We start from the raw sequence: 16,871 nt of genomic DNA, 5'->3' as shown, positions 1-16,871 counted from the left end.
CGGTCAGGGGTGCTCTGCCGCTCATGCCCCTTGACAGCGCCCCGGGCCTCACTGACCATGTGAAGGCTCTTGGGAGCGCTCCCATTCGCTCTCGCGCACCATTCCCCCCGTTGTCAGGCCGTACGGCACTGCCCCCTCGGTGCCATGGCCCGTGCGCCCGTGTCCCGCCGTGCGGGGCGAGCGTGGCTGAGCCGTGTCGCATGGCCGCATGGAAGGAGACCATGCGCATGACTCGAAGAGCCGCGCTGGTGGCCGCGGCGCTGCTGGTGGCCGGTGCCGGTCTGGCCGATCCAGTCCAGGCCAGCGACTTATCCGACAAAGGCACTCGGCCCTCCGCCGCCGCGGACGGCCCCGCCCTCAGGGTCGACGCCACCACCGGGCGCCACGCCATCGACCCGCATGTCTACGGGATCAACTTCGCCGAGGAGGCACTGGCCAAGGAGCTGCGGCTGCCGGTGCGGCGCTGGGGCGGAAACGCCACCACCCGCTACAACTACAAGCTCGACGCCTACAACGCGGGCTCCGACTGGTACTTCGAGAACCTCTACTACGAGAACGGCACCGCCCAGCTGCCGGACGGCTCGGAAGCCGACAAGTTCGTCGACCAGAACCGCCGCACCGGCACCGACACCATACTGACCGTGCCGATGGTCGGCTCGACGACGGCGGCGCGCAACGCGGCCTGCGGCTTCAGCATCGCCAAGTACGGGCCCCAGAAGGGCAGCGACGCCCAGTGGCGCCCGGACTGCGGCAACGGCGTGAAGAGCGACGACACCAACGTCACCGGCAACGACCCCGCCGACACCAGCGTCGCCGCCGGCCCGGAGTTCACCAAGGGCTGGGTGGAGTACCTGAACCGCGCCTACGGGTCCGCGGACGCCGGCGGGGTGCGCTTCTACAACCTCGACAACGAGCCCGACCTGTGGTTCACCACCCACCGGGATGTCCACCCGGCCGGGGCGGGCTATGACGAGATGCGCGACAGCACCTACGCCACCGCCGCCGCGATCAAGGAAGCCGACCCCGGCGCGCAGACCCTCGGCCCGGTCGGCTGGGGCCTGAACTCCCTCATCTACTCCGGCCTCGACCAGAAGACCTGCAACGAAAAGGGCGGCGACTGCTGGTCCAATCCCCCGGACCGGGCGGCCCACGGCGGGCAGCAGTTCGCCCCCTGGTACCTCCAGCAGATGAAGGCGTACGAGCAGAGCCACGGCCGCCGCATCCTGGACTACTTCGACAACCACATCTATCCGCAGCAGTCCGGGGTGTCCAGCGGCAATGACGACCCCGCCACCCAGGAGCTGCGGCTGCGTTCCACGCGGCAGCTGTGGGACCCCACGTATGTGGACGAGAGCTGGATCAACCAGCCCGTCCAGTACATCCCGCGGATGCGCTCCCTGGTCGACGAGAACTACCCGGGCACCAAGCTCGCCATCACCGAGTACAACTGGGGCGCGCTCGACCACATCGACGGCGCCCTCGCGCAGGCCGATGTGCTCGGCATCTTCGGCCGGGAAGACCTTGACCTGGCCACCTTGTGGTCACCGCCCAAGTCCACCGACCCCGGCGCCTACGCCTTCCGCATGTTCCGCAACTACGACGGCAACGGCGGCGCGTTCGGCGACACCGCGGTCCAGGCGGCCAGCGCCGACCAGGAGAAGCTCTCGGTCTACGCGGCCGAGCGCGACAGCGACCACGCGCTGACCGTGATGGTCGTCAACAAGACCACCGGCGATCTGACCGCCCCGGTGTCCGTGACCGGACGCACCGGGCTCGCCGGCTCGGCGCAGGTCTACCGCTACGGCCAGGACGACGTCACCTCGATCAAGCACCTGGCCGATCAGCCGCTGACCAACGGCGGGTTCACCACCACCTTCCCCGCGTACTCCATCACCGAGTACGTCCTGCCCGCCGGCTCGTCCGAGGCGAAGCCGCCCACCGCCCCCGGTACCCCGACCGCCACCGCGGTCGGTCCGGACCGGGCCACCTTGTCCTGGGCCGCGTCCACCGCCGGTTCGTCCCCGGTGGCGAGCTATCAGGTGTACTCCGGCGACCCCGCGGGCAGCGCCCCGGTGGCCACGGTCGACGCCCCCGCCACCAGCGCCACCGTCACCGGCCTCTCACCGTCCACCGCCTACACCTTCCGCGTCGTGGCCAAGGACACCGCGGGCCGCAGCTCGCCACCCTCGGCCACGGTGCGGCTGACCACCGCCGCGGCCCCGGCCGCCACCTGCACGGTCGACTACCGGGTGAGCAACGACTGGGGCTCCGGCTTCACCGCCACCGTCACCCTCACCAACAAGGGCCCCGCCCTCAACGGCTGGCAGCTGGGCTTCTCCCTCACCGGCGGCCAGAAGGTCACCCAGGGGTGGAACGGCACGTGGAGCCAGAGCGGCACCCAGGTCACCGTCAAGGACGCCGGCTGGAACGCCGCGCTGGCCACCGGCGCCTCCACCACCATCGGCTTCAACGGCACCTACACCGGCACCAACCTCGCGCCGGGCGACTACACGCTGAACGGTAAGTCCTGCACCGCCCCCGGCACCGCGGCCGCCACGCATATCGCGCCCCTGGCCGGCCACGACCCCGGCACCCACGCCGTACGCGGACACGCCATGCGGTGATCCGTGTTGTGTGCGAAGCAGATAGCCTCCTGATGCTTCGTACGCCACACACGGGAGTGGGATGGAACCCCTGCGCTACGACGACCCGCGCCATGTGGGCCCGTATGTGCTCATCGGCCGTCTGGAGGCGGCCCTGGACGACGTCCCCGCGGTCGAGCGCAGATACCTCGCCCGGCCCGTGGGCGGGGACCGTACGGTCGAAGTCACCACGCCCCTGGGGCAGTTCGACGACGACACGGCGTACGGGGCCCGCTTCCGGGCCGAGGCCGAGCAGGCGTGCCGGCTGGCCGGTCGCGTCGGATGGCCGGCGCCCGCCACCGAGGTGTCCGCCGAGCGGGAGCGGCCCGTCTGGCGCGCCCGTCCGTACCGGCCCGGACTGCCGCTGCCCGAAGCGCTGGTGGCATACGGGGGGCCGCTTCCGGAGCGGACCGTGCGCGCGTTGGGCGCGGCCGTCGCGGAGGCCCTGGCGCAGCTGCACACGGCGGGCCTCGCACACGCGGGGCTGACGCCGTGGGCGGTGCTGGTCGGCGACCGGCCGCGGATCACGGGGTTCGGCGCGGTCCGCGCTGTGGCGCCGGACGGTCAGGACCGCTCCGGGCTGCCGGGGTTGGTGGCCGAGTGCACGGCACCGGAGCAGCTGACCGGTGGCCGCCCGCGTCCGCCGGGAGACGTGTACGCGCTGGGGGCGGTCCTCTCGTACGCGGCGACCGGGCGGCTGGCCGCCCCGCCCGGTGCACTGCCGGAGCCGCTGCGCGAGGCCATCACGGCCTGCCTGGCCCCGGACCCGGCGGCCCGGCCGAGCGCGGCCGCGCTCTTGGCGCAGCTGATACGGGGTGCCACGAGCGATGTGCACGCCCCCGCGGGCGAGTTGGCGACGCTGCCGGGCGGCGGGCCGACGGCCACCGTCCTGGACGGCGGCGCGGGCGGGGCCGCGAGCCTGCTGGGGCCGGGCTGGCTGCCGGGGCGGGTGATCGCGGCGATGGCCGGGCAGGCGGCACGGGTGCTGGCCACGGAGGCGGAGGGCACAGAGGGCACAGAGGGCGCGATCGCCACCGGGCCGAGCGCCGGACCCGCCCGGCCCGCGGCCACCGACCCCCCGGCCGCGCAGTCCGCCTCAGCCGCGCCGACCCCGGTCGCACAGGCCGCCCCATCGGCGCAGCCCGCCCCTGCCGCGCAGCCCGCGGCGGCCGGCCCGCCGGAGCCCGCCGCACCGCCCGGGCCACCGCCCGGGCCGCTGCACACCGTCGACACCGCGCCCGAACCCGCCGGCACCGCGCCCCCGGCCACCGGCATCGGCCGTCGCCCGTCCCGGCGGACGCTGCTCACGGGCGCCACGGCCGGGCTGGCGGGCGCGGCGCTCGGCTTCGGGGCCGTCACCGCCATGGGCCTCGGGGACGACAAACAGCCGGCGCGGCGTCCCCGGGCGATCCGCGGAGTCCCGCCGGTCCCGCTGTGGGAGTACCGCGTGAACGACGCGTCGTTTGCCGGCCCCGTCGTCTGGCGCGACGAGATCGTGGTGCTGGCCGTCGGCGCCCAGGTCTTCGGCCTGTCCCTGCGCACCGGCAAGCGGCTGTGGACCGCGGACAGCGTGGCGGCGGGCCCCGCCGTCGATGTCGGCAACGGACTGATCATGATTCCCGGCGTAGGTCCGTCCAGCTTCCTGTCCGCGCGGAGCGGGAAGATGCGCTGGCGGGAGGCGAAGTACGACGACGAGAGCAGGGGCGGCGAGCTGAAGCAGGTGCTCGACGTCCGCGCCGGTGTCGTCTGGTTCACCGTCGTCAGCCGGGGCGAGGACCTGGTGCGGAAGACCACATCCGTCGTCGCGTACGACGTCGGCGCCCGGCGGGAGCGGTGGCGCAGCCCGCTCCCCGAGCGCTTCACCGCCACCCCGGTGGACCCCGGCAAGCGACGGCTGGTGAGCCCGCTGCCGCTGGGGGACGCCTCGGTGATACCCGAGGCCATCGGCGAGGGGCAGGGCAGGAAGCGGACGGACGCCAAGCGCTTTGTCGCCCTCGGCCGTCGCGACGGCCGCCGGCTGTGGGCGAGGACATACGACGGCGTCACGCTCGACACCGACGTGACCCCCCTCGCGCCGGGCAGCGGGCTCGTCACCGACGGCCAGGGCACCTTGCGGGCCCTCGGCCTCCCCGACGGCACAAGGAAATGGACCGCGCGACTCCGGTCGGACGCCGCGTTCGGCAACCCTGCCGTCCGCGGTGGCAGGGTCTACGTGGCGGACGGCAAGTCCGCCGTCACCGCGGTGGACGCGAGGACGGGCGAGGTGGTGTGGCACAGCGACCCCGAGCTCCTGACGGTCGAACTGCTGGCGGACATCCAGACCTTGGTGACGCCGTCCGGCAAGACGGTGCTGGCGGTCAACTCGACCGAGACCGTGGCCTTCCGGGCCGCGGACGGCGCGATCCTGTGGCGGTTCTCGGACGTCAGCGGCGCATCCGGCGGACTCGGCTCGGGCCCGGGGAAGCTGCTCGCCTTCGGCGGCGGGGTCGCGATCGTACTCAGCCACAAGTCCGTGTACGCGCTGCCGGTTGAGTGACCCGGCCGATGAATCCAGCACCAGGACCGTCGCAGAGACCGTCCGGCAGCACGGCCCGCGGCGTCGCGTGCCCTGCTGCCGGACGGTCTAAGCTCCCCATGGCAGGGAGATCCGCGGGCGACCGAGGGGGATGGATGGAGCCGCGCCAACGCGTCGGCCCGTATCGTGTCATCGCCGGTTCACACTGGGACGCGGACCACACGCGGTACTGCCTGGCGGTGGGTCTCACGGCCCCCTCCCACGCGGTCGTTCTGGCGGTGCCACCCGCCGCTCTCGCGCAGGACACGGCGTTCCGCGTCCGGTTCCGTTCGGAGGCCGCGAACTCGCGGCGGCTGACCGGCCCCGCCGTACCGCCCGTGGTGGATGTCGCCCCCGACGGGCCCGGACTCCCCTGGGTCGCCACCGGCTACGTTCCGGCCGTGCCGCTGCCACAGGCGCTCGCCGCCGCCGGGGGCCGGCTGCCGGAGCCGACCGTGCGGGCGCTCGGCGCGGCGCTCGCCCGGGCGTTGGCGAGCGCGCACGCCAACGGGTTGGTGCACGCCGGGATTTCCCCGGCCACCGTCCTGCTCGCGGCCGACGGACCCCGGCTGCTCGGCTACGGCGCCGCGCGGGCGGCGACATCCGACCGGCGGCCGACGGGGCGGGCAGCGGTGTCCGTGCCGCCGGAGCAGCGGACGGGCGGGTGGCCACAGCCGCCGGGGGACGTCTTCGCGCTGGGCACCGTCCTCGCGTACGCGGCCACCGGCCATCCGCAGCCGGCGCCGGAGGCGCTGGAGGCGCTTCCCGGGTCGCTGCGCCACGCCATCACCGCCGCGTACGCGCCTGACCCCGGGCGGCGGCCCCGGGCGGACGAGCTGGCCGCGGAGCTGGCCCCGCCGCCGGCGCCCGGCTGGCTGCCGTCGTCCGTCACCGCGGCGATCGACCGGCAAGAAGCCGCGGTCCGGGCCGCGGAGGCCGAAGCGGAGGCGGAGGCCGCCGCGGCCGAGCCGCACACCGCCACACCCGGGCCCGCCGCGCCCGACCCGGCCGCCCCTGCCACCGGTCGCCGTACGCTCCTGATGGGTGCCTCGGCGGCCGTCGCCGGGCTGGTCCTGGGGGGCGTCGCCGCCTTCGCCGCCTCCGATGACGAGGACCGGGCGCGGCCGAGGCCCCGCCGTACCCGCTTTCCGGGCGTCGCGCCGAAGCCGCTGTGGCGCGCCGAACTCCCGGCCCGGGTCGGCGATCGTGCCAAGGGGAGTCCGCCGCTCATCTGGCGGGACCAAGTCGTTGTCCACTCCGCCGGCCGCGGCGTGGTGGGCATCGATCTGCGCACCGGCGAAAGGCTCTGGACCCTGGAGGACCACCCGGTGCGTGGGGACATGTACGACCTCGGCGGCGGGCTGGTCCTGATCCCCGGCGACACGTTCAAGGCCGTCTCCGCGCGCACCGGCGCGGTGGAGTGGTCGGCCGCCGACTACGCCCCGGGCCGTGCGTACGCCTTCGAGGCACCGCTCGCGCTGTCCGGCGACACGTTCTGGTTCACCGCCTCCCGAACCGGCCGGGCCGCACAGGACAGTCGGTCTGCACAGGACTGGGGTCGGGTCGTCGCGTACGACACCAAGGCGCGCGAACAGCGCTGGGCCCTCCCCACCGGGACGCCGGGCAGGGGAAAGGCGCTGCTCCAGCGGGAGTTCCTGCTGCTGTCGGACGCCGACGGCGGCTACAGCGCCGTCGACCGGCGCCGCGGCCGGAAGCTGTGGACCCAGAAGTACCGTGGCGTGCCCGACGGCAAGGAGCCGCCCGTCTACACCGGCACCCCCGAGGACCTGCTGGTGGTCACCCTCGCCGGAGACCTGCGCGCGTTCCGGATGCGCGACGGCGAGCAGGCCTGGACGTTCGGCACGAAGACCGGCCTGTTCGGCCGCGCGCTGCGCCATGGCGCCCACCTGTACGTGACCGACTCGTTCGCCCGCACCTATGCCCTGGACGCGGCCGACGGCGGCCTGAAGTGGAAGCGGGACAACGGCGTTTCCGTCAAGGCCAGCCTGCCGTACCCCGTCACCTCGATCAGTGGCTCCGGCCGCACCGTGCTCGCCTCCACCGTGAGCTCCGTCGACGCCTACGCCGCGGACGACGGCACGCTGCTGTGGCGCTTCACCGCGGTGGGCGCGGGCGAGGAGAAGGGGTTCACCGGGACTGTCGTCGGCTGCGGCGCGGGCGTGGCCCTGGTGCGGAACGAACGTGTCCTGTACGCGCTTCCAGTGGACTGATGACCATGGCCTCTCCCCTCACCCACGACGATCCGCGGGCCCTGGGCCCGTACCGGCTCATCGCCCGGCTCGGCGCCGGCGGCATGGGCGTGGTCTACCTGGGCCGCTCGTCCGGCGGCCGCACGGTCGCGCTCAAGACCATGCACGCCAGGACGGCGGCGGACACCGAGTTCCGCGCCCGCTTCCGGCTGGAGACGGACGCGGCCCGCGTCATCGGCGGGGAGTACGGGGCCGCGGTCGTCGACGCCGACCCGCTGGCCGACACCCCCTGGCTGGCGACCGAGTATGTGCTGGGCCCGCCGCTGGACGAGGCGGTCGCGCTGTGCGGCCCGCTGCCGGAGCGGTGCGTACGGCCGCTGGGCGCCGCGCTGTGCGAGGCGCTGGGCCGGTTGCACGCCTCGGACGTCGTCCACCGCGATCTGAAGCCCTCCAACATCCTGCTCACCGCCTTCGGCCCGAAGGTCATCGACTTCGGCATCGCGCGCGCCATCGGAGACGACCGGCTGACCCGTACCGGCCGGGCCGCGGGCACCCCGGCCTTCATGTCGCCCGAGCAGGCCACCGGCGGGGAACACACACCGGCCGGTGATGTGTTCGCGCTGGCGGGGGTGCTGGTCTTCGCGGCGACCGGCGCCGGGCCGTTCGGCAGCGGGCAGCCGGCCGATCTGCTCTACCGGGTGCGGTACGGGGAGCCGGAGCTGGCCGCGGTCCCGGACGGGCTGCGGCCGGTGCTGCGGCGCTGCCTCGCCAAGGATCCGGCGCGGCGCCCGGGCACGGACGAGCTGCGCGACCGACTGCACGACGGCGAGGGGCAGTTCGCCGATCATCTGCCGGAGGTCCTGCTCGCGGACATCGCCCGGCGCTGCGTCCAGGCGTACGAGATCGCCCCGCAGCGCCTGTCCGCGCCCGCCGAACCCTCCGAGCCCGCCCCGACGTCCGACGCCCGGCCCCGGCGCCCGTCACGGCGGACGGCGCTGGCCCTGGCCGGCGGGGGCGCGCTGGCGCTCGCGGGCGCGGGCTACGCCGCCTGGTCGTGGCGGTCGGGTGGCGGTTCGGGGCCCGGTCCTGACACCGGGCCGAGCCCCACCGCGCGCGCCGCCAACGTGCCACCGGACGCGGCGTGGCGGCGGGAGACACCTGAGATCAGCCTCCGCGAAGCCCCGCAGATCGTGGGCTCCGCGGTGGTCCTGCTCACGGACGACGGCACGCTGGCTCTGGACGCGAGGCGCGGCACCCGGCTGTGGACCTCCGACACCATGGACGCCGGCTACGCCATGACCACGGACGGGAAAAGGCTCTTCACCCTCCAGGACTGGGACTACGGTGGTGGGCTCACCGTGACCCGTGTCGATCCGAAGACCGGCAATCCCGACGCCGCCGTGTTGCGCGCCACGCGATGGGATCCGTTCAGCACCACCCTGCTGACCGCCACCTCCGACGCGCTCTACGCCATCTCCCGCGACGAGAAGGCCGACCACCTGGACAAGGGCTGGTATCTCCTCGCCTTCGACCTCGGCTCGGGCGCGGAGCGGTGGCGGCAGCCGTTCGCCCGGTCGATGCCGAGCGACAGCGACACGGCGGTCGTCGCGTCGGTCTCCGGCCGCCATCTGCTGCTGGCCGGCGACGGGCTCGCACTGGAAGTCCGGGACACCCGGACAGGCGCCCGGCTGTGGCGGAGGAGGGTCCCCACCCGCATGGAGTTTCCGGAGTCGCTGCAGCGGACCGCCCGGGGGCAGCTCGCGCTCTCCGCCACCCATGTGTACATCGGAGCCGACGAGATCTTCGCGCTGCGGCTGAGCGACGGGAAGATCTCCTGGCGCTTCGGCAAGGGACGTGAGGTGGGCGACGACTTCGAGGAGAGGGAGCGTCGCTACGGACCGCCCACGGTCCGCGGCGGCGTGGTGTACGCGGCGGAGGGCGACCGCGGATTCGTCGCCCTGGACGGTGAAACGGGCAAGCTGCGCTGGGCGGAGAGACCGACGGGGCTGGCCGCCGACTTCCACAGCGCCCCGCTCGTCGGTGACAGGTACGTCTACGGAACGGTCGACAGCCGCCGCTGGATATCCGCCGTGGACCTCACCCGGCACACCTCCGCCTGGACCTTCAACGCCCCCGAGGACGGCGGGATCGGACGCGCGGCCGTGGCGCACCGTCAGGCGCGGCGCGCCATCGTGGCCACCGGCAACGTCGTCGCCGCCATCCCCCTCGAATAGCCCGAGAACAACCCCGACAGACCCCGGTCAGCCCGGCCGAGTCCGGTCAGCCCGAAGAGCCCTTCCAGGAGACACATGAAGCCCCTCGGCCCCGGCGATCCGCTCCGCCTCGGCCCCTACCGTCTGCTCGGCGTGCTCGGCGCGGGCGGCATGGGCCAGGTCTATCTGGGGCGGGACCGCACCGGGCGCACCGCCGCGGTGAAGGTGCTGCTGCCCGAGTTCGTCCACCGGCAGGAGATGGCCCGGCGCTTCGTCCGCGAGGCGCAGGCGGCCCAGGCGGTGCGCGGCAAGGGGGTCGCCCGGGTGCTGACGGCTCAGGACGGCCACAGCACCGACGCCTCCTCGGGGGGCCGTTCGTGGATCGCCACGGAGTTCCTGGCCGGGCCGGCGCTGGAGGGCGCCGTGGCACGGTACGGGCCGCTCGGCGACGCCGATGTGCGGGCGCTGGGGGCGGCTGTCGCCCGTACCCTCGTGGACATCCACGCGGCCGGCCTGGTGCACCGGGACATCAAGCCGTCCAACATCGTGCTGACCTCGGCCGGGCCCCGCGTCATCGACTTCGGCATCGCCCGGCCCGAACACGGTCTCACCCTCACCGCCACCGGCCAGGCCCCGGTGACCCCCGGCTACGGCGCCCCCGAGCAGGTGCTGGGGCAGCGGGTCGGGCCGCCCGGGGACGTGTTCTCCCTCGGCTGTGTGCTGGCGTACGCGGCGACCGGGCGGCGGGCCTACGACGGCGTGCATGTGGCGGCCGTGCAGTACGAAGTGGTGCACGGCGAACCCCGGCTGGACGGCGTCCACCCCGCACTGCGGGCCATGATCGCCCCCTGCTTCGCCAAGGACCCGGCGCACCGGCCCCTCCCGGAACAGCTCGCCCGGGCCCTCGCGCCGCCGCGCAGGGCCGTGCCCGCGTGGCGCACGGGGCCGCTCGCCGACGACATCGCCGTGCGCGAGACCGAGGCGGAGCGGCTGGCGGCCTTCCCCACCGACGACACCGTCGCGCCACGGCCCGGCCGTCGCCGCGCCCTTTCCCTGCTGGCGGTCGGCGCCACCGCCGCGGTGGCGGCGCTGGGTGCGGGGGCGTGGTGGCTGCTGGACGACGACGGCGGCGGACAGGCCGAGGACTGGGCCGCCGAACCGCTGCCCGACCCCGGGTCCGGTTACCGGACACCGCCGCGGCCGCTGTGGGGACCGGTGTCCGGGGCGGCCGCCACGGACTCGCCCGCGCCGCTGCCCGTGCGCGATGTGGTCGTCGTCGGCGCCGTGGGCGGCGGGCTGCGGGCGTACGGGGTCACCGACGGGCGGCGGCGGTGGGGGGTCCCCGGCGCGACGGCCGCCGCGCGCTATCTCGCCCCGAGCCACGACCTCCTCCTCGCCGCCGACACGCGCGGCACGCTGCTCGCGCTGGACCCCGCGGAGGACGGGAAGCGGCGGTGGTCGGCCGCCGCCGATGTGGCGATGCTGCTCGCGGCCGACGAGGAGGCGGTCTATGTCGTCACCCGCCAGGGCCGCTTGCGGGCGGTGGAACTGGCGTCCCGCAGGCCGCGGTGGACGGTGCCGGCGCCCGTGCGTACCTCCCTCAAGGCCCCGGCGCTGGCGGCGGTGGGCGGTCGGCGGCTGGTGGTCTGCGGCTCGGACGGCACCGTGGCGGCGCTCGACACCCGTACCGGGCAGGCCGCGTGGCCCGCGCGCAAGGGCCAGAGCGCCAAGGCCCTCGCTCCCGCCGTCGCCGGGGACACCGTCTACCTCGGCGGTCGCTCGCTGACCGCCCTGGCGCTGTCCGACGGCGCGGTGAAGTGGTCCCATCGCTCCGATACGCCCGGCGACCAGAGCGACGGCCAGGGCGACGGCCAGGGCTCGGGCGGCTGGACCGCGCCCGCCGTGTCAGGCGATGCGCTGTACGCGGCCGACGGATCGGAGCTGCGGCAGCTCCGTCTCGCCGACGGCGACCAGTCCTGGACGTATCCGCTGCCGTACGAGGCGCCGCCCTCGGATCCGCCCGTCGTCGAGGGGCACGGCGTGTGGATCGCCCTGGACCGGTCCGGTGGCGCGGGGGTCGCGACGGTACGGGCCAGGGACGGCGTCGGCGTGTGGCAGCACAGCGCGGGCCAGGCCGGCACGTTGACGGCGGCGGGCGCGGGCAACCGTGTGTTTCTGCTGCGCGGCGGTGCCCTGACGGCGATGCCCGTGTTCTGACCCGGCGGATTTCCTCGGCTCACCGATTTTCTGTTATCGCCCGCGCCGCGCCGCGTCTCCTGTGCGTACGGATCCGAACCCGAGGAGCACAGCAGTGGCAGCAGACATCAGCCGCAGGAACATCTTGAAGATCGCCGGGGCCGCGGCGGGTGCCGGAGGCATCGGTACGATCGTCGGCGCGGCGGGCCCGGCCTCGGCGGCCGGGACCTTCGCGCACCCGGGGATGCTGCACACCCGGGCGGACCTCGACCGGATGGCCGCCAAGGTGAAGGCGGGAGCCGCCCCCTACCAGGCGGGCTTCGCCCGGCTGACCGCCAACCCCCATGCGGGGGCGGGCTGGAAGGCCAATCCGCAGCCGACCGTCTACCGGGGTTCGGGCTCGCCGGAGAACTACCGCACCCTCTACAACGACATCCACGCCGCCTATCAGAACGCCCTGCGCTGGCACATCACCGGCGACACCGCGCACGCGGACACCGCCCGCGATGTCCTCAACGCCTGGTCGGCCAAGTTGACCAGGCTGGACGGCTCCGCCGACCGGTTTCTCGCGGCGGGCCTGTACGGCTACCAGTTCGCCAACGCCGCCGAGCTGATGCGCGGCTACGAGGGGTTCGAGCTGGCCCGCTGCCAGACGACGGTGCGCGAGGTGTTCTGCGCGCTCAGCGAGGACTTCCTCAGCCGCCACAACGGCGCGTACATCACCAACTACTGGGCCAACTGGGATCTGACGGCCATGGCCTGCGTGCTGGCCACCGGAATCCTCTGCGACGACCGCGCCACGGTGAACCGTGCGGTGAGCTACTTCAAGCACGGCGAGGGCATGGGCTCGGTCAAGAACGCCATCCCCGTCATACACTCCGACGGCCTCGCCGAATGGGTCGAGGCGGGCCGCGACCAGGGGCACGCCCTGCTCGGCGTCGGGCTGATGGGCACCGTCTGCGAGATGGCCTGGAACCAGGGCATCGACCTGTACGGATACGACGACAGCCGTTTCCTCAAGGGCGCCGAGTACGTCGCCAAGTGGAGCCTGGGCGGGGATGTCCCCTTCACCCCCTACAGCCGGCGGAAGGGCGCGCCCGGCGTCTGGTCGGGGACGGAGACCGTCACCAGGGCCGCGGACGCCGACCCGGCGATGGTCCGGCCCATCTGGGCCATGATCGCGAACCACTACACCAAGCGCCGGGGCCGGCCGGCGCCGTATATCACCCGGATCGCCGCCAAGGCCGCCCCGGAGGGCGGTGGCGGGGACTACAGCCCCAACAGCGGCGGCTACGACCAACTCGGCTTCGGCACCCTGTGCTTCACCCGGGACCGAACCCCGGCTCCAGCCCCTTCCTCTTCCTCGTCCCCTTCCGGCTCCGCCTCCGCCGCGTCGTCTTCCGCCGCGCCCTCCTCGGCCCGGCCGCAGGGCGGCCGAGGCGACCTGGCGGCCACCGGCTCGGGTGAACTGGTCGGGGTCGCCGCGGCCGGCGGGGTCGCCGCCCTCGCGGGCGGCCTGCTCCTGCTGCGCCGCCGCGGCCGGGCCCGTGGCGAGGCGTCGTAACAGACCTGGTCAGTCGGTGTCGGCGGCGGTCGACCGGTAGTCGAACCAGTCGAAGGCGGCGCTGCCTTCGGTGACGTACATGCCGATCACACGGCCGGTGAAACCGCCGCCGACCTCGGTGGACAGATAGCGGCCGTCCAGTTCGGCCAGACGCACGGGTTCGGGCCCCTCGACGGAGAAGGCGAGCGTGTCCGGTCCGCCGGCCCGGACGCCGAGCGGTTGGTCCGCCGCGCCTTCTGCGGAGGCGAGGGAAGGGGCCAACACGCCGGTGGTGCGTATGTCGATGGCCAGCGTGAGCGGGCCCGGCGGCACCGGGTGTTGCGCGACGCACTGGCGCAGCGGACCGATCCGGGCGATCACGCTCACCTCTCCCCCGCCGACCTCGAGGTCGTAGTGGTGCGCCTCGTCGAGGCGCACCGAGAGCCCGGCGCGGGCCGAGCCGGGGTCCAGGAGCGCCGTCACCCGGCAGTCCGGGTGCTGCTGCCGGCGCCCGATGAAGGTGTGGCCCGGACGGTCGAGGGTGGCGCCCGTGGCATGCAGCGTCAGCCACCCCGGCCGGTCGTCCAGCGACCAGGAGTCGACGGGACGGCTGCGCGGGGAAATCCAGCCGGGCGCGGGCGCCGAGCCGTCGAAGTCGTCCCGCGACGGCCCGGGTTCGAGCGGCCACCAGGCGGCCGGGGCCGGGTGCCGGTCCAGTACGGGGCCGACCTCGGGCCATCCGTCCTCCCACCGTACGGGCGTCAGAAACGTCTCCCGGCCCAGGACCTGGAACTGCGGGAAGAAGCCACGGGGGCGGGTGGCGAGCAGCAGCATCCACCAGGTGCCGTCGGGGGCGGACACCAGGTCGGCGTGGCCGGTGCTCTGGATCGGCAGGTCGGTGCTGCGGTGCGAGAGGATCGGGTTGGCCGGGGCGGCCTCGTACGGGCCGCGCGGTGAGCGGGCGCGGGCGATGGACACACAGTGCTCGCGCGCGGTGCCGCCCTCGGCGAGCATGAGGTACCACCAGTCGCCGACGCGATACAGATGCGGGGCCTCGGGATGCCGCAGCCCCGTCCCGGACCACACCGGCCAGGGGCCCTCCAGCACCGTACCCGCCACCGGGTCAATACGGGCCACCTGAACGCCGGAGACGGCACACCAGCACGAGCCGCTCCCGTCCCAGGCGAGATCGGGGTCGATGCCCGGCAGATCGAGCCAGACCGGATCCGACCAGGGCCCTTCGGGCCGCTCGCTGGTGACGATGAGGTGCCCTCGGCCGCTGACATTGGTGGTGATCATGTAGAACCGGCCGTCGTGGTGGCGGATGGTCGGCGCGTAGATCCCACCGGAGGCCGGCACCTCGTCCGGCAGGTCCAACTGCCCGGGACGGTCCAGGACGTTGCCGATCTGCCGCCAGTGCACCAGGTCCCGGCTGTGGAAGATGGGCACGCCCGGGAAGTACTCGAAGCTCGAACACACCAGGTAGTAGTCCTCGCCCACCCGGCACACGCTGGGGTCGGGGTGGAAGCCGCCGATCACGGGGTTGTCGTACATCCGCATACGAAGCAGTCCTTTCGGAAGGTCGAGAGCGGGCGGGCCGGGGCCCAGGGCGATGACGCCTCGTCCGCCCACGCCTGTCTACCCCTCGGAACACCACTCGGACCGGCCCCGACCTGCCCCGGACCCGCGTCCACTCCGTGGGACTGTCCCGTTTTGTCCGGGTCACCCGACCGTACTCTGATGCGCATGCCTGACTCGCTGGTCACCATGATGCTTACTCATGAGTCGCGCCAACCCGACCGAATCGCCTATCGCTATCTCGCCACAGGAGACTGCGACGGGGAGATTCAGGAATTGTCGTACGGGCGGCTGGGCCGGCGTTCCCGGGCCATCGGCGCCTGGCTTCAGGAGCGCGGCCTCGCCGGTTCCCGTGCGCTGCTGCTGTATCCGCCCGGCGCTGAATTCATCTGCGGCTATATGGGGTGTCTCTCGGCCGGGGTCATCGCGGTGCCGGGCGTCCCGGCACAGGGGCGCAGACAGAACCACCGGGCCCTGACCAGGATGAAGCGCCTGATCGCCGATGCGGACGTCAAGGTGATCCTGGGCGGTCGGCAGGTCGTCGAATCCCTGGGCGGCATGGCGGAGGACTTTCCCCAACTGGCCGACATCACCTGCGTCATCACGGAGGAAATACCCGACGAGGCGGAGAATTCCTGGCAGGAAACGGATATCAGGCCGGATTCCGTCGCGTTTCTCCAGTACACATCCGGCTCGACCTCGGCTCCGCGCGGCGTGGCGGTGACGCATGGCAATCTGATGGACAACCAGCGGGTCCTCACGGCGGGATTCGGGCACAGCCCCGACGCGATCGCGGAGTGCGGCGGGGAGCTCTTCGTCAGCTGGCTGCCGGTGTATCACGACATGGGACTCATCGCTCCCGTGCTCAACACCCTCCACCTGGGCGGGACCTCCACCCTCTTCTCCCCGCTGCATTTCCTCCAGCGGCCCGACCGCTGGTTGACCGCCATTTCGCGGTACCGCCCGCACACCAGCGGGGCGCCCAACTTCGCCTACGAGCTGTGTCTGCGCCATGCCACGCCCGAGCTCATGGACCGTCTCGACCTGGGGCCGTGGCGGGTGGCGTTCAACGGCGCCGAGCCGGTGCGGGCCGCCACGCTGCGGCGGTTCTGCGACACCTTCGCCGCCGCCGGCTTCCGTCGTGAGGCCTTCCTCCCGTGCTACGGGCTCGCGGAGGCGACGCTGATGGTGAGCGGCAGCTCGGTGGGCGCGCCGCCGACGCTGGTCAGCAGGTCCGATATCGGTTCGCTCGGTTCGCAACCCGGGACGGCGGACGCGGAACTGGTCGGCTGCGGCCGACCGGGCCCCGGTATGACGGTATTGATCGTCGACGCCGAACGCCTGGAGGAGTGCCCCGAAGGCGAGGTCGGCGAGATCTGGGTCGCCGGGGAGAGCGTCGCCCGCGGCTACTGGCGTAACACCCTCGCGACCCGTGAGGTGTTCCGGGCGTCGCTGAAGGACGGCAGGGGCGGTTTTCTGCGGACGGGAGACCTGGGATTCCTGCGGGACGGGGAGCTGTTCATCACCGGCCGGATCAAGGACCTGATGGTGATCGACGGGCGCAACCACTACCCCCAGGACCTGGAGCTGTCGGCCGAGATGTCCCACCCCGCGCTCCGGCCCGGCTGCACCGCCGCGTTCTCCGTCGAGGACGGGGGGCTGGGTGAGCAGCCGGTCGTCGTCGCGGAGGCGGCGCCGGAGGCCGCGCCGGAATTCGACAAGATCACCGCGCTGATCCGCAGCACGATCAGCGAGGCCCACGGCCTGTCGGTGCGGGACGTCGTCCTGGTCAGCCCCGGCACCATCCCCAAGACGTCCAGCGGCAAGATCCAGCGCCGCGCCTCCCGGACCGCGTATCTCGAGGGGACGCTGTCCGTCGTCGGCTCGTCGATCGGCTCAGTGGTCGGTTCCTCCAACGGCAGCGGCGGTTAGCCG

General features: G+C 73.6%; 8 protein-coding genes. 7 read left to right on the top strand and 1 reads right to left on the bottom strand.

The genetic code is table 11. The features are described from left to right. Nucleotides 1-227: 227 nt before the first annotated feature. The 6 genes from ACH4U7_RS41360 to ACH4U7_RS41335 all read left to right on the top strand — a co-directional run bounded on the left by ACH4U7_RS41360 (nucleotide 228) and on the right by ACH4U7_RS41335 (nucleotide 13,379). Nucleotides 228-2,624, top strand: a complete 2,397-nt coding sequence (locus tag ACH4U7_RS41360) for a glycoside hydrolase family 44 protein (protein WP_398532942.1) — start codon at nucleotides 228-230, stop codon at nucleotides 2,622-2,624. 61 nt (nucleotides 2,625-2,685) lie between these two features. Beyond that, the gene (locus tag ACH4U7_RS41355; protein WP_398532941.1) at nucleotides 2,686-5,178 is read left to right on the top strand and encodes a PQQ-binding-like beta-propeller repeat protein; all 2,493 of its coding nucleotides are present in this window, start codon (nucleotides 2,686-2,688) and stop codon (nucleotides 5,176-5,178) included. Between the two features lie 134 nt (nucleotides 5,179-5,312). Beyond that, nucleotides 5,313-7,427, top strand: coding sequence for a PQQ-binding-like beta-propeller repeat protein (locus ACH4U7_RS41350; RefSeq protein WP_398532940.1), 2,115 nt, complete (start codon nucleotides 5,313-5,315; stop codon nucleotides 7,425-7,427). A 5-nt stretch (nucleotides 7,428-7,432) separates the two neighbouring features. Further along, nucleotides 7,433-9,640, top strand: a complete 2,208-nt coding sequence (locus ACH4U7_RS41345) for a PQQ-binding-like beta-propeller repeat protein (RefSeq protein WP_398532939.1) — start codon at nucleotides 7,433-7,435, stop codon at nucleotides 9,638-9,640. Nucleotides 9,641-9,715: 75 nt separating this feature from the next. Further along, nucleotides 9,716-11,836 carry a serine/threonine-protein kinase gene (locus ACH4U7_RS41340; RefSeq protein WP_398532938.1) on the top strand — a complete coding sequence of 707 codons (2,121 nt, stop codon included), beginning with the start codon at nucleotides 9,716-9,718 and terminating at the stop codon, nucleotides 11,834-11,836. Between the two features lie 94 nt (nucleotides 11,837-11,930). Further along, nucleotides 11,931-13,379, top strand: a complete 1,449-nt coding sequence (locus tag ACH4U7_RS41335; RefSeq protein WP_398532937.1) for an alginate lyase family protein — start codon at nucleotides 11,931-11,933, stop codon at nucleotides 13,377-13,379. Nucleotides 13,380-13,388: 9 nt separating this feature from the next. On the opposite strand, the gene ACH4U7_RS41330 is transcribed toward ACH4U7_RS41335, so the two are convergent. Next, nucleotides 13,389-14,918 carry a glycoside hydrolase family 43 protein gene (locus ACH4U7_RS41330; RefSeq protein ID WP_398533040.1) on the bottom strand — a complete coding sequence of 510 codons (1,530 nt, stop codon included), beginning with the start codon at nucleotides 14,916-14,918 and terminating at the stop codon, nucleotides 13,389-13,391. A 186-nt stretch (nucleotides 14,919-15,104) separates the two neighbouring features. On the opposite strand from ACH4U7_RS41330, the gene ACH4U7_RS41325 reads away from it, so the two are divergent. Beyond that, entirely contained in the window at nucleotides 15,105-16,868 is a 1,764-nt protein-coding gene (locus ACH4U7_RS41325; RefSeq protein ID WP_398532936.1) for a fatty acyl-AMP ligase, read from the top strand. Nucleotides 16,869-16,871 lie beyond the last annotated feature (3 nt).

Source organism: Streptomyces sp. NPDC020845 (assembly GCF_044334165.1).
Classification (GTDB): domain Bacteria; phylum Actinomycetota; class Actinomycetes; order Streptomycetales; family Streptomycetaceae; genus Streptomyces.
Note: the sequence above shows the minus strand (reverse complement) of the source record. Positions and strands in the feature narration are given on the sequence as shown.

Excerpts from the sequence above, each read along its gene's own strand:
- ACH4U7_RS41360 (WP_398532942.1), top strand. The coding sequence starts at position 228 with ATGACTCGAAGAGCCGCGCTGGTGGCCGCGGCGCTGCTGGTGGCCGGT.
- ACH4U7_RS41355 (WP_398532941.1), top strand. The coding sequence starts at position 2,686 with ATGGAACCCCTGCGCTACGACGACCCGCGCCATGTGGGCCCGTATGTG.
- ACH4U7_RS41350 (WP_398532940.1), top strand. The coding sequence starts at position 5,313 with ATGGAGCCGCGCCAACGCGTCGGCCCGTATCGTGTCATCGCCGGTTCA.
- ACH4U7_RS41345 (WP_398532939.1), top strand. The coding sequence starts at position 7,433 with ATGGCCTCTCCCCTCACCCACGACGATCCGCGGGCCCTGGGCCCGTAC.
- ACH4U7_RS41340 (WP_398532938.1), top strand. The coding sequence starts at position 9,716 with ATGAAGCCCCTCGGCCCCGGCGATCCGCTCCGCCTCGGCCCCTACCGT.
- ACH4U7_RS41330 (WP_398533040.1), bottom strand. The coding sequence starts at position 14,918 with ATGCGGATGTACGACAACCCCGTGATCGGCGGCTTCCACCCCGACCCC.
- ACH4U7_RS41325 (WP_398532936.1), top strand. The coding sequence starts at position 15,105 with ATGCCTGACTCGCTGGTCACCATGATGCTTACTCATGAGTCGCGCCAA.